This is a genomic window from Cytobacillus stercorigallinarum (assembly GCF_014836495.1).
Lineage (GTDB): Bacteria > Bacillota > Bacilli > Bacillales > Cytobacillaceae > Cytobacillus > Cytobacillus stercorigallinarum.
The window spans coordinates 102,225-115,272 of the sequence record NZ_JACSQT010000011.1; the positions used below are offsets into that span (position 1 = coordinate 102,225).

Genomic DNA, 13,048 nt, shown 5'->3' on the forward strand with positions numbered 1-13,048 from the left:
TCGAGAGAAATCTTTCAATAAATCCCTATTTGCTTCTCCTCTTTTAACATTAAAAAAGGTACAAAACTCCCTAGCACTCTAAAAATGAACATCGTAGAAGTCTATATATCCCTTATGCATCTTACTCTGCAAGTAAACTAGAATTGATATCCTCTTGTTCTCAACGGATGCCTCCTATGATAAACTTAAACTACCAGAAATTTCTAAATTAGTCGCAATCGGGGGATTGGAGAAAGTGGCAGTAAACTATCAAAGATTAATTTCATATGTAGAAGAAATAAAGGAACTTAATCATAGCAGTGCTTCTGCATTGGTTGTAATAAAGGATAACGAAATTGTATTAGAACAATACAGCGGTTATCATTCAAATTTAGTAAGTTCAGCACCTATTACGGAAGCCTCTAAATTTAATGTAGCATCTGCAAGAAAAAGTTATTTAGGATTAGCGGTAGCCTTTGCTTTGTATGAAAAAAAAATTAAAAGTATAGATGACTATGCAGTAGATTACTTTGATGAATATGATAAAGCATTACTTGCAAATACAACTATAAGGCATTTAGTTACACATTCTCACGGAATACATCAGAAAAATGATGGGACTCTTTTTAGAGAGTTTAACGCAGGTAAAGGGTGGGCTTACAGAGGAATTAACGTATTAATGATGACAGAACTAATTAACAGACTTTATGGAAAGAGTTATCCCGAATTACTAAGAGAAAGGGTATTTCTACCATTAGATCTCTATGATACTGCTTGGTATACAAACCCTAAAAAAGAACTAGTGAAAGTGATTGATAATCCAAACAAAGCTGCAACGTATAGTTTAGGAAGTACAAATGATGGAAGTGACTCAAACCTTCATACAACAGCTCGTGAATTTGCATTATGGGGTAATCTCCATTTGAATAAGGGATTTCTGAATGGTAAACAAATAGTGCCAAAAGAAGTTATTAGATTAGCTACCAAAGTACAAAGCCCGAATTACAAAGATAAAAAAACACCACTAAACGGCCTGTTTTGGTATGTACAAGATACGCCATCTCATAAAAGCGAAATAGGAGAGAGAGTACCAAAAAATTCTTATCAAATCTTAGGAATAACCGGTCCAACCCTGCTAGTTATCCCTAAATATAACCTCGTTGTAGCAAAAATGTATAATAAGCGATATAACTATGGTGGAGACAACTACCTCCATTATCTAAGGGAATTCAGTAATATAGTAGCAGATACGTTTAATTAACTATCTTACAATTATTTAACTGTTTATCCGCCTGTTTCTTCACCTTGTTTTACGAAGTTATAAAAAACATTTGTGAAATAAGAAAAAAGCGAGAAAAGAAAGAATCTAGGAATAATAAGGTATTTGGCATGAAAAGACCCCGAGTTCGTAAAAGTATTTTTTAACGAAATCAGGGTCGGACAAGCAAATGTTTATTTTTGTTTTACACTTTTTGTACAACCAAAATAAACTCTTCTCAAAATCGACCCCTTCAACCCGCATTCTTCCGTTCGAGTTAAAATAGAAATCTCCAATAAGGGAGAGAAGAACAAGGCGGAGAAAAGAATTGGGGAGAGAAGAAAAAAGATGGCGAAAGATGAGGAGAAAACCTTTGGTCTCTTATTGGAATACTGCATGAGTAAACTATTGAAAAAAGCCTGATATAGCAAGGGTTTAGTAAGATTGAATCCTCATAAAACTATTGAAAATATATTGATTTACTATTGAATTAAACAAAAAAAAAATCCCGGATTCCTATTGAGGAAAACCCGGGATAATATTGATCCAGAATCGAAAATCGGTTGCGAATCGGAAAAGTTTATTTTTACTGGGAAGAGTTTATTTTTGTTTTAACATAGGAATGAAAGAACAATTATGAAATAAGAAATATGAAGTTTGTCCTCCTTCTCTATGCTTTTTAATAGGTTATTTTATTAGGACTCCACCTCTCCATGTCAGAAACCCCTTAACACCAACTTCAAAATTACTATTTACCTATCCACAATAATTTGGTCCAACAATCTGGATGTAAGAGCATCGTATACTGCTTCTTGTATCCTTGAATTTAGCAAACGAATGTTGTTGTAATTTGAAGCATGGTCAATGAACCACTCTTTCATATTTAGTTCCTCAACAATTTTAACTTCTTCCAAATCCAGATTTGAGATAACAATTTCATAAGTCCTTGTTATAACTTCAACCTTTTCACTATCATTTAATTCATCAAAACTAATGTTCGAACTGATTCGGGAATAAATTGGCATTCCCAACTTCTTTATAGTTTCAGCCTCATTCTTAAAATTACTCGTTAGTATAAATATACAATCTTTCACATCTACTGAATAATTTAAGTCATTAAATTTCCCCTCATCAAAGATCTCATAAAAAGCATTATAAAAACTTGGATGAACTTTATCAAATTCGTCAATTAGAACAATATTTGATTCCCTTTGTAATAGATCTCTTGCAAATGAAGATTTAGAATGTTTATCCCCAAAGATATAGTTTGATGCTTCATTTGTCTGCATCATAGAAAATTGAATACGTAATAAATCTCCGCCTAGATAATCACTTAATGATTTCGCTAACTCTGTTTTCCCTACTCCAGAGGGCCCTTGGAAAAGCATCACTATTGGTTTCTTATCATCCTTTTTTGAGAGTCTATACAAGCCCGATAATACTTTCCTTTTAGCACCCTTTTGCCCAATTACAAAGCCGTCTAACTGGCTAGAAACCTCCCTTAAACTCTCCTTCTTAATCTTTCTATATTCAGAATACCTATATTCAATATTTGAATCACACTCGATTTTCAGTGTTTCTATTACTCGTTTCGGTGGATTATGAAGATAAAGATCCATAATTTCATGGCCTAAAGAGATAATTTGAGAAAAATTTGTGACGACATGTTCCAATACAGACGCAAAATCTTCTGATCGCACTACACAATTTTCCACTTCCTCTTTATATCCTGTTGTGAACCGAGCAGCTCTGTCAAGGAACCCTACATTCGAAGCTCTTACTAACTCATTATATTGTCGGATTAAATCCATAAATTTCAAAGCTGTATCATCAACATTTCTCTCTAATAGGAAATTATTGAAGTCTTTCTTTGACCCTATAAAAATAAATACATTTTCCATAGTTCTATTCAACTCCTGCAATTAACACATCGTATACCTTCAAACTTACTTCTTCATCGGCTTCTCTGTTAGAATCTCTTTCACCAAACTTTGGATTATTTGATTTCTTATTATTCAACTCAAATTCACCATTAAATGTTAAGTCACTTTTTTTTGCAAATCCTACGTGCATTGCATGAATAATTAAGTTCATTTTTCTTAAATCTGTTATATTGTAATTATTTTTAAAAGCATTTATATTAAATCTAAAAACAACTTCTTCATGCTCAGTCTTACTACCTATACCAATAAATTCATAGTATCCCTTTGCATTCCGTATTGTTTCGTCTATTTTATCAATCACCAAATCATACTCACCAGTTTCGTCTAAAGCCGGATTACCACTAATCATAGACATAAATGGACTAATCATTACAATGTATGTTAATGAATCCTTTTCAGCTTCCAAAATATAGTCTTTGAATTCTTCAATAGCTGAATTATCGTTACCTAAACTGTCAAGAAAATCAGTCAAAATTGTATTTTGAATAATCGTTTTTGCGATATTATCTGTTTTCACTTTAGCACCAGCTGCTGCATTTACTTCTACATTTCCACTAAAACCAATTAAAGCATTTAAAAAATTGGAAAAAACATTATCTTTTGTTGTTCCCACACCTGCTTTTCCATCTATCTGAGCATTCTTTCCCGTTTCTTTCAATAGTTCAGTAGTTTTATTCAAATTTCCACCATTTGATATTTGTAAGTAGTCAGTTACAGATTCTTCATCAAAATAAACAATCTTTTTCATTCAATTCTCCTCCAGCACTTATTTACTTATAATCTACCTTTATTCTATTGTAACAATTAAATGGATTTATAAGGAATCCTCTTCGATCTATCCCTATGATTATTCATCACACTTCTCTTATACTAGATACGACTCTTTTGAATCAACCATAAGAATACATCCTCAGTCATTCTCAAGATCATTAACGCATCTTCCTGTGAAGGGTTATCTTCGCCATGTGCTCCCAATCCAGACATACCACTATATAAAGTGGCCATTATTCGGTATCTATTCGCACCTTTATTATTGTCTAACCAATATTTAAAAATCCTCTTTTTACTTTTAAGCTCTGCACCATCTTGGGTAATTCTTTCATCTGTAGCAACCAGAATGCCCCTTAAATAATCACCATTTTCAGTATCAAGTTTAGTTAATATTTTTTCAAAAGCTGTTCTACAATTATCTATACAGCTTTTGAAATTGCCATTACTATAAGTTTCTAAAGCCTCATTGTAATGTCTAAGAACTTCTGGATAACCTAAATTAAGTTCCTGCCTCATAACAGACATATCGCTTTGTCTTTCTACCTCACCTGAAGACAGGTATTGGAGGGAGTACCTGTCACCCATATCCGTATTTTCAATTTGCAAAGCGTAGCCTAATAACTCAAGACAATTCTGAATCTGTTTTAAATGAGAAGAATCTTCAATTTCATCCAATCTCCTAAAAATTTCATTGAGAAACTCATTTAAATGCTCTTTCTCAGACTTAATTTTATTACAGAGCTTCATCATTCCTAATTCGGGATTGAAAGAATCATTATCATTTGTATAGCCCCTATTAAAGGTGTTTGGATTGAAATAATTTTCATATTCTTCTACTAGGGAAGAAAGCCCTATACAACTTAGAACCTGCTCTAACCAACCATTTCCGTTACTATAAATTACTCTTCGAATTGGAATATTCAAACATCTGCATAATTGAGCTAAACTTTTATCCTTCTCTACTATCTAAAATTAACCCCATTTATCTTGCTCCCATTCATATTTTGTTTGTGAATTACTCTTTGAGATACAGACATCCACAGAGAAAAAGTGATAACTGTGAAACTACTATCCCTAATTACCTCTTGAATATTCAATCTCAGGTGAATCACATATATCTATATTCCAATTTATAACACAAAATTGTCTAGGAATAGTATAATTTTCTAGTACCTTATGAATTCTTTACTGGAATTAAGAGACACTCCCGCAAAAATAAAAAGAGGAGAACTTTACATGCAAGAAAGAATGTTGAGGTTAATTCAAATTGATTGGGTAGGCCCTTATTCATTAGAGACTATAACAAAATTACAAGATATTTCCCAAGATTACGGAATCTATCAAATTTACTGTAAACAACCCGTGTATGGAAAGGACGTTTTACTCTACATAGGAAAAGTAGACCAACAAACATTGGGGAAACGAGTTACAAGAAAATTGGGGGGTTACAAATGATTCTAACAACTTAAAGATTTATGCTGGTCGTCTGGCTGGTGAAAAAACACCCGAGGAGAAACTGTGGTCATAGGAAATTGATTTGGTCGAAAGGCTTTTGATCAGTGTACACAAACCAGCCTACAACTCAAAAAGTTTATGGCTAATACGGGACATCGAACTCCAGATATTCATACTTTGAATTGGGAGATTACAGAGATCTACTTCCTGAAATCTCGGGATTGCGATGGACAAGCAGGTTAGACACTATGGAGTATACTATTTATAGGTATACCGCTGACGAATAATCAAATAAATGGTGATCAAATATGGAGAAAATTTGAAACTGATTCTTAGTTGATAGGGGGAAAATAATGTTAGATAAAATAAATGACATCAACGTTGCTCTCAGCAATAAAAGTTATTTATCAGCACTTGCACTATCCTTAACTTTACCTGATATTTGTGGGGAAATTGAATATCCACATTTTAAACACAAGAATGGAAAACGAAATGTAGGAAAACAATTTGCAACATGGTTTGACAATTGGGCAAATCAATATTTTGCAGATAATACAGGTTGGACAAAAGATTACACTAAAGCAAAAAATCCATATTTTACAGGGGAAATGTGTTATTCTTTACGCTGTTCTTTCTTACATGATGGAAATTCTGATATAAAAAACTGGGGCAACAAAGAAGATGCAGATTTTTACTATTCATATGAATTTGAATTAGCAATAGGAGGAGCAGATTCATTTGGTTTATCATGGACAAACCCGTCTAGTAATGATTCAAAAATAATGAAAACAAAAACTGTTAGAGTTAATATTGACAAATTGTGTGAGTCTATTTGTTTAGCTGCAGAAAATTATTATCGAGAAAAAGATCCTAGTCTATTCAAGGACCATAAAATTAACTTTATTGATTTTAATTCTTTCAAAACTAGGTAACAGTAGTATTTATTAAATTCTTAAAGGTTTTATAGCGATTTTCTACAATTAAGCATAGAGTGTACTATAAACTTCTATAATTGATATAGCTTTATCCTACTTAGTTTTTTGTTGCTAAACAAATTTATACAATGAAAAGGAGGTTTGAATAAGTGAAAGAAATTTTAAAACACCCAACTGTTTCTGCAATTCTTGGAACCGTGATTGGAACTATTATTGTAACTCCAATAGTAGCATATATAAATAAGGTAAATGTAATTGAAGCACTTATCTTAATCGTTAACTGGATAAAGAATTTTATTACTTTAATTCTAACTTTCCAAGTTCCTTTTTGGATAATTATTGTTTCACTATTCTTATTTTTGTTCATTAAGAAAATTGCCAACAAAATAAATTCACAAGGTCCCTCTTATGCTAGACATTCTATAGAAGAGCACTACAGACAAGATAAAATAAATAACATTTTATGAATACTTGAGTGGTATCGAAGTTATGACGGAAAGCTAAAATTAATAAATCATTCACCACACCCTATTTGTCCTGATTGCATGAATGATCTCGTTCTCTCGAATAAAACAGCAGAAGGCTATCATTCAAACCGCCCTACAAGGTTTGTATGCGAAAATTGTGGATTCTCTCAGAAACTAGAAACTGATATTGAAGATTATAGAATGAAAATTGAAAGAGAGATAATTCGAAGAATAAGAACAGGTGAATGGCGTAATTCACTACAAGAACATTTTTCATAGTTTTTTCAAAAAAAGTACGAGGGTAATCGGTTTAGCAACTAATGATTAGCACAATACCGTTATTCCCTCATACCCTACCTATCACAAACATCTTACTTTTCACACAAGACATTAAATAGAAAGAATGTTATCTCCCTCCTCCTCATTTATCATTCGATGTTATCCAATATTTGAGAAATCAATCTTCTTACTTCTTCACTGTTCCCATCAAATCCAGCATACCTTTGAATTTTATATGGTGTAATCGATATTCTATTTTGAATCATTTCATTGATAGCCCATTTGATTTTACGAATCTGAAAGTTTTTTATATCCTCAGACAACTCTTCTAAATATTTATGGGTTTTTACTAATTTTTTATTTTCAAGCTATCTACCTGCACCTATCGTCCTTCTAATACTTAAAGGCGTTACTCTTACCGACTTACCTTCTTTAGCAAGAATCAGTTTTACCGCTTCCTTTGCTAACTTTAAACACTCCACATCTCGTGTTTCCCAATCCACGGTTTCCGTCCTTTTCTTTCTCGTTTGATTCTTTGGTGTAACCTCCTCATACCATTCTCTATCATATCTAAAAATCCATGTATGAAGCCCTTTTCCTATGTATTTCAACTGACTTTGGTTTGCATATTTATTTTCTTCTAGTAACTTTAGCCATTGGATACGTCTCTCTTTAAGACTAAAGGAAGGGCTATGCTGCTTTGCAATGCTCTTTTTTTCCAACTATCCCCTCCATATTAAAGAATTCATCTAAATCAATGTCAAGAAACTGTAGAAAGAGCAAATGACGCAACGGGCTTCTATTTTTGTTATTGTATCTTATAAATAATCGCAGCCAATTAGCCGGTTTACCCGGATTAAATTCACTTTGCATTAATCTCAAATATTGCTCTGGATAGTAATTCAAAAAGGGATGCTGAACCTCACTTGTATACAAACTGCCATTTACTGAAGCTATTCCTTTGTCTCGAATATAGAAATTCACGACAAGGTGTATACACAAATTTTAAATGCCAAGAAAAACACTAATTCTCTATTCTGTTTGTTTCTTAACCATATTAAACGCCTACAGACAAAGCGTGGTGTGACAAAAAGGGATTAGAATTACAAAAAATGAAAGTGCAACTTGATAAAAATATGTAATTTTTTTAGGGAACACAACGAACGTTTTTAAGAAGAAGGAGCCTTAATTTGCCCTTAACTGAAACCGGCTCATATATAATGCCAAGAAAGAGTTAAAGCGAGACAATGAAGGATTGTTAAAATGGTTAAGGCAGTTGCAAACCGGTCCTTTTAGGATTTGGAATTGGTTTAGGAAAAGCAAATGACAAACGATTTAATTGATTGAATTCATAAGGCAAGAAAATAATCTACTTATATATAATTATTCCGTAATTGTATAACTAGGTTCTCTTACCCGATCAATGAAATTTATTAATCCTAGTTTCAAATTTTGCTTTAGTCATAGGACTGGTTGGTATATCCATTGAGGTTGAACATTATTGGAGAAACGAAAATAATAGTGGAACCAAATGAGCCCAAAAAAGGAAAGAATTCTATGTAGCATCTCAACATTACTCATACCTTATCATTCCTTTTTGCTAATTCTTATTTTCATTTTTGGTGGAAGCAAATCATATTCTTCACAAAGTTTGTAGAAGTAAGGATTTCGTGTATGAACATCAATTCCTTCTTCATCTAGTATTTTTTCACATTCAAGAATCTGCTCGTCAGCAAGCAGGTTTTTCGGTATTAATATTTCTACCATACCTATTATCTTCTTTATTTCTAAAAGTTTGGCTAAATATGGTCTATGGTTCCCACCAGTGGCTACTGTGTATGTTTTATTAGGTAAGTAGATTAAATGTAAATCTCGATATCTTTCACATAAATAACCATACTTTTTAATTGATTGATATAACCGATCTAATTTTTTTTGTCTTAAAACACCTTCATATGACAGTCCTTTTATTTCATCAACATAAACAGATTTATAACCATAGAAATATATATAATAATCTTCATTTTGTTCTCCATACTGTTTAATTAATTGGTCATAATATTCCCATCCAGTATAATCTACCCTAACTTCCCCCATAAAGACACCCCTTTTCATCTAAATGAAACGTGTAATTTATTTAATTAAACACTAAACTACAAATTTATAAATTATATAGCTTAGATAACAGGAATATGAGGATTAAATAAATTTAAAGATAACAATAGAAGGAGCCCTATATTCCTAATTAGTCTATCCATGCTCCAGTTATACTGTTTAGAGGTATTTTTTTCCTCTAATCAACATTGAGCGTTGCAGACAGATTGAACCAGCTATGCGGAGCTTCGAGCCACTGTTTGCATACAATATAGCAAATGATGCGAGGAAAGGGCTACCCACGTAGCCCTTATAATCAGGTTCGATCATAATGACCTTCTAAACCTACATTTAGCACTTAGAAATAAGAACCCATTTTGATAAAAGATTGATCAAAATGAGTTCTTATCAAGCTGATTTAAGAGTAGTATTTTAAAAGAGTTGATTAATTCTGAAAGCGAATATTTTCACTAACGCACCCGTTTCTATAAGTGTGATGTTTCAAAATCTTTCTTGTGGTATAAGAAAAGACAACCATAACTTGAAGAACAGGTACATTTAGATTTATTAGAAGGATGTTTACTTTTTAGGTTTAGGCAAGAAATATAAGCTACCACCCATTAAAAATCCACCGATTATTGCAAGTAATGTACCGATTATAACCCAATGAGTCAATAAAATAGTGGATAAATATATTCCTAACATAAATAAGAGTGTGCCAGCAAAAAATAAAATTCTTACTTTTTTCATTTTTCTTCTCCCTTCAAAAAATTTTAGTTAGTAGTTAAAATTTAATCCACTTTGTTTTCCCTATTAGTATACCTGCCCCGTTTGTTAAATAAGAAAAAAGAACGCTCCAGCGATCCTCATCTTTAACTCTTGCACCCATTAGTTGAAGAATACTACATTAATTCTTTACCCATTGGTTTAGAGGGTTTGTAATCCTTCTAAAGAAGATAAAGTAAGAGGCTTTTCATATGGTTATACTTCAGTTCTGGAAAGCTAACATTATATCTTTCATGGCATTTTGGACATACAGTATTTTTTATTGCCCTACTTTTTGCTTGTGTTTTCCAAACATGCTCACATTCTTTGTACCTCCAAACAATGATCTTATCTGATCCAGATCTTACATTGACTAAAGTGTCCTCATTATTTTCTAATGGATGCCATTCTTCAATTAAATCAGGTCGTTCTTCTGCAATGAAACCTCTTGTGTTCTTCATTTTTCTCTCCATGTATCGTGATAACAATTTATTAATTCAAGAATACCACTATTGTCTTATTTCGTCTTACTCCCCATCATTACTTTCTCCTCTATATATCCCTGCTAAAATGTCGGTATCCAAAGCCACTCCCCCTCAACCCCTTTTCTCTCAAGGCTTTCACCCTCTTATCTCGATTTTATCTTCCCTCTATTATGTTATTAAGTTCTTCCCCAAAACCTCCATTTTCGTCCTCTTTTTTTACGTTCTAGATTGCATTAAATATTCGGACAATGAAATATGCTCCCGTAATGGAGAAAAGAATCAGGAGATAAGATGGAAAACGGAGCCATTTTGGAACGGTTATAGGGTAAGGAAACACATTGAATAGAGATTGGAAACCCAATGGATTTACGGATTAAAAAAACGACTAAAACCCTGATTGAATAAGGGATTGGACAGATTTGGAGCAAAAGAAAAAGACTGAACCCGTATTGAATTCAACCTGGATTTATATTGATTTTACGATTGATTATTAATTGAGTACATATTGTTCGCCTGCTCTTTTTCTTCTCTCTTCCTTCGCTCCCGATACCAACTATTTAGCAGTAGGTACCGACTTTTTAGCGTGGGGAAGTGGAAAGTAACAGGGACATACCTCCCTAGCACTACTATTCGCTTTAATTTCTGTTTAACCTCAAACTATAAAAACGTCTTGACTTCAGATCACCTTCCAGTTCAAATACCCCAGCATCAATCAACTTCCTTATTCGATATTCGAGAAAAGCATCCCCTATATATTGATCCAAATGCCCTAGCACTTCTCCAATTACTCTAGCTACACTTATAAATTCATTTTGTTTACCAAAAAACCTTTTTGCCTTTTTTACAATAAAATCATCATAGTAATCTTCAGTGATACTTTGAATCCTTCCATTCCGCCATATTCTTAACGTTTCATGACTTTTACCAAGAGAAAGCCATTCCCTCACTAACTCCTCTCGATCATGGTCTGTAAATAATGTTAAAAACTGTCCAAAATCCTGTTCATAAATAATTTGAAACTTATCGGGAGGTATTTCACCTGTATGAAGTACCGTGTATTTTACTTTTTTAACCTGAAAAAGCTCTTTATATGCTACTGTCGTATTAATAACCGTAATATCAATGTTTTTCTCTTTTAAAAGATATACTATATACCGCATCCCTGTTTGTTCATGAGCGTTATCAGAAACCCAAATAGTCACATGCTCGCCTTCAGGTATAAGGTTGATTTGATTCATTACCATTTCAAAATGTTCCCTGTAACCATTGTATTCAAAAAACTTATCACTCATGGATTGTTCCATCCACTCATTTCTTAATTTTACGCCAATCCCTTCATTTAATCCCCAGACCGGGCCTATGGAGAATATATCATAAAAAGAAATTATTCTTTCCTTTTTATCAAGACCCATCTCTTTTAAAGCAAATTGCAAACTACCAGAAGCTGATGCACTAGATAGAATATGTATCATCCTTTTTTACTCCTCAGTTGGTATGACTTATTTCTTTTCTTCATCCTGCTTTTCTCCAATCAGTAAGAATATCCGTTTATTTTTATTCAATTAAATCAAATTTCAGTATTTTACCTCATCACTCTCTATTTAATATTAACCACTAATACGGTATTGTCCATATGAAAGTTTCAGCTTCAAAATGTTTCTCCACGTCTCATCTTCCATAAAACCATCGCCATCTACTGTGTCCCCATCGAAAAATACCATTCCAACGCCCCTTCTTTCCCCATCCCCCTCCATCCCTTATCCACCAAGGGCTCACTTCCCTTTCACCCCCCGCTTCAGTTTCGCTTATAAAATAATTACGTTCCTACTATTTTCCATGATTGGCCCAAAATTGTAACGATTTTGCACCCATTTGTATAAAAAAATTACGTTCCAGAGTAGATGAATACGGGATAGATGATTGAGGACTTTCTGATTCTAATCAGTGAGGAAAAACACTGGAAAGGATACATCTTATACCGTAGGGAAACTTACCGAAAAAGCTATAAACCTTACTGTACAAAGGATTGATGTAATACAAAATTGAAAAAAGCGATTGGATTCGGATTGGATTTTGATTGAAACTGGGGTTGGATTACGATTGGAACTCCACCGAATTTCACACAAAAAACCGAAGGTCTGCCGGGAAAAGCACCGGAAAAACCCTCGGATTGGGAACATTAATTTTATATAAGGAACGCTTTTTTTATTTAAGGAACCTTAATTTTATATAGTGACAATAGCTTAGTCCTTTTTGCATTAGAATTCTCAACAGTTACACACTTTATTAAGTTTCATTGTAAATCTACACTGTATACTGAGTCTTGTCTCTCATACTCCAATTATGGGTGTAATATTACAAGCTAAACTAATTTCTTCTCTCTCCTATGTACAACACAAATAAACCCTTCCGAAAATCCCCACCTCAAACCCGCATTCCACCGTTCGAGTTAAAATAAAGTTTTCCGACTAAACCCCAATTCCGAGAGTCAAGTCCTTAATATTGTGTAAAATTCTAAACCACTGTTTTCAACTATTAACTAGTGATATGATTTATCCCCTTACATTTTTTGAGGGAATCTTCCATGGTTCTATTCCTTCATAGCCAGGGTGGGATG

Annotated in this window: 15 protein-coding genes; 5 read left to right on the forward strand and 10 right to left on the reverse strand. The window is 33.1% G+C overall.

Going from position 1 to position 13,048, the window contains the following annotated elements; translation table 11 throughout:
- Window positions 1-226: 226 nt before the first annotated feature.
- The gene (locus H9655_RS18580; RefSeq protein WP_404826116.1) at window positions 227-1,240 is read left to right on the forward strand and encodes a serine hydrolase domain-containing protein; all 1,014 of its coding nucleotides are present in this window, start codon (window positions 227-229) and stop codon (window positions 1,238-1,240) included.
- A 749-nt stretch (window positions 1,241-1,989) separates the two neighbouring features.
- Here the strand turns inward: H9655_RS18580 and H9655_RS18585 are convergent.
- From H9655_RS18585 to H9655_RS18595, 3 genes are all read right to left on the reverse strand, one after another.
- Window positions 1,990-3,138 (reverse strand): AAA family ATPase, encoded by a 1,149-nt coding sequence (locus tag H9655_RS18585; RefSeq protein WP_191816747.1) that lies wholly within the window; start codon window positions 3,136-3,138, stop codon window positions 1,990-1,992.
- Between the two features lie 4 nt (window positions 3,139-3,142).
- Window positions 3,143-3,928: a DUF6414 family protein gene (locus H9655_RS18590; protein WP_191816748.1), complete on the reverse strand. Its 786-nt coding sequence runs from the start codon at window positions 3,926-3,928 to the stop codon at window positions 3,143-3,145.
- Between the two features lie 122 nt (window positions 3,929-4,050).
- Window positions 4,051-4,875, reverse strand: a complete 825-nt coding sequence (locus tag H9655_RS18595) for a hypothetical protein (RefSeq protein WP_191816749.1) — start codon at window positions 4,873-4,875, stop codon at window positions 4,051-4,053.
- A 312-nt stretch (window positions 4,876-5,187) separates the two neighbouring features.
- Between H9655_RS18595 and H9655_RS22560 the strand changes: the two genes are divergently transcribed.
- The 4 genes from H9655_RS22560 to H9655_RS22565 all read left to right on the forward strand — a co-directional run bounded on the left by H9655_RS22560 (window position 5,188) and on the right by H9655_RS22565 (window position 7,087).
- Entirely contained in the window at window positions 5,188-5,406 is a 219-nt protein-coding gene (locus tag H9655_RS22560; protein ID WP_225230749.1) for a hypothetical protein, read from the forward strand.
- A 353-nt stretch (window positions 5,407-5,759) separates the two neighbouring features.
- On the forward strand, window positions 5,760-6,338 hold the full coding sequence (locus H9655_RS18605) for a hypothetical protein (RefSeq protein WP_191816750.1): 579 nt from the start codon (window positions 5,760-5,762) through the stop codon (window positions 6,336-6,338).
- A 152-nt stretch (window positions 6,339-6,490) separates the two neighbouring features.
- Window positions 6,491-6,808, forward strand: a complete 318-nt coding sequence (locus tag H9655_RS18610; RefSeq protein ID WP_191816751.1) for a hypothetical protein — start codon at window positions 6,491-6,493, stop codon at window positions 6,806-6,808.
- Between the two features lie 78 nt (window positions 6,809-6,886).
- Window positions 6,887-7,087 carry a hypothetical protein gene (locus H9655_RS22565; protein ID WP_225230750.1) on the forward strand — a complete coding sequence of 67 codons (201 nt, stop codon included), beginning with the start codon at window positions 6,887-6,889 and terminating at the stop codon, window positions 7,085-7,087.
- 368 nt (window positions 7,088-7,455) lie between these two features.
- Here the strand turns inward: H9655_RS22565 and H9655_RS18615 are convergent, their stop codons facing one another.
- The 7 genes from H9655_RS18615 to H9655_RS18645 all read right to left on the reverse strand — a co-directional run bounded on the left by H9655_RS18615 (window position 7,456) and on the right by H9655_RS18645 (window position 12,185).
- Window positions 7,456-7,809: a TnsD family Tn7-like transposition protein gene (locus tag H9655_RS18615; RefSeq protein WP_191816752.1), complete on the reverse strand. Its 354-nt coding sequence runs from the start codon at window positions 7,807-7,809 to the stop codon at window positions 7,456-7,458.
- Complete coding sequence (locus H9655_RS22945) at window positions 7,778-8,071, reverse strand: TnsD family Tn7-like transposition protein (RefSeq protein ID WP_191816753.1); 294 nt, start codon at window positions 8,069-8,071, stop codon at window positions 7,778-7,780. The genes H9655_RS18615 and H9655_RS22945 overlap by 32 nt, the downstream gene beginning before the upstream one ends.
- A 603-nt stretch (window positions 8,072-8,674) precedes the next feature.
- Window positions 8,675-9,184, reverse strand: a complete 510-nt coding sequence (locus H9655_RS18625) for a hypothetical protein (protein ID WP_191816754.1) — start codon at window positions 9,182-9,184, stop codon at window positions 8,675-8,677.
- Window positions 9,185-9,760: 576 nt separating this feature from the next.
- A complete protein-coding gene (locus H9655_RS18630; RefSeq protein ID WP_191816755.1) occupies window positions 9,761-9,931 on the reverse strand; it encodes a hypothetical protein in 171 nt (56 codons plus the stop codon).
- 197 nt (window positions 9,932-10,128) lie between these two features.
- Window positions 10,129-10,407 carry a zinc-ribbon domain-containing protein gene (locus H9655_RS18635; RefSeq protein ID WP_191816756.1) on the reverse strand — a complete coding sequence of 93 codons (279 nt, stop codon included), beginning with the start codon at window positions 10,405-10,407 and terminating at the stop codon, window positions 10,129-10,131.
- Between the two features lie 659 nt (window positions 10,408-11,066).
- Window positions 11,067-11,903: a DUF1835 domain-containing protein gene (locus H9655_RS18640; RefSeq protein WP_191816757.1), complete on the reverse strand. Its 837-nt coding sequence runs from the start codon at window positions 11,901-11,903 to the stop codon at window positions 11,067-11,069.
- A gap of 135 nt (window positions 11,904-12,038) precedes the next feature.
- Complete coding sequence (locus H9655_RS18645; RefSeq protein ID WP_191816758.1) at window positions 12,039-12,185, reverse strand: hypothetical protein; 147 nt, start codon at window positions 12,183-12,185, stop codon at window positions 12,039-12,041.
- Between the last annotated feature and the right edge of the window lie 863 nt (window positions 12,186-13,048).

Excerpts from the sequence above, each read along its gene's own strand:
- H9655_RS22560 (WP_225230749.1), top strand. The coding sequence starts at position 5,188 with ATGCAAGAAAGAATGTTGAGGTTAATTCAAATTGATTGGGTAGGCCCT.
- H9655_RS18635 (WP_191816756.1), bottom strand. The coding sequence starts at position 10,407 with ATGAAGAACACAAGAGGTTTCATTGCAGAAGAACGACCTGATTTAATT.
- H9655_RS18590 (WP_191816748.1), bottom strand. The coding sequence starts at position 3,928 with ATGAAAAAGATTGTTTATTTTGATGAAGAATCTGTAACTGACTACTTA.
- H9655_RS18605 (WP_191816750.1), top strand. The coding sequence starts at position 5,760 with ATGTTAGATAAAATAAATGACATCAACGTTGCTCTCAGCAATAAAAGT.
- H9655_RS18645 (WP_191816758.1), bottom strand. The coding sequence starts at position 12,185 with ATGGAGGGGGATGGGGAAAGAAGGGGCGTTGGAATGGTATTTTTCGAT.
- H9655_RS22565 (WP_225230750.1), top strand. The coding sequence starts at position 6,887 with ATGAATGATCTCGTTCTCTCGAATAAAACAGCAGAAGGCTATCATTCA.
- H9655_RS18585 (WP_191816747.1), bottom strand. The coding sequence starts at position 3,138 with ATGGAAAATGTATTTATTTTTATAGGGTCAAAGAAAGACTTCAATAAT.
- H9655_RS18625 (WP_191816754.1), bottom strand. The coding sequence starts at position 9,184 with ATGGGGGAAGTTAGGGTAGATTATACTGGATGGGAATATTATGACCAA.
- H9655_RS18630 (WP_191816755.1), bottom strand. The coding sequence starts at position 9,931 with ATGAAAAAAGTAAGAATTTTATTTTTTGCTGGCACACTCTTATTTATG.
- H9655_RS18640 (WP_191816757.1), bottom strand. The coding sequence starts at position 11,903 with ATGATACATATTCTATCTAGTGCATCAGCTTCTGGTAGTTTGCAATTT.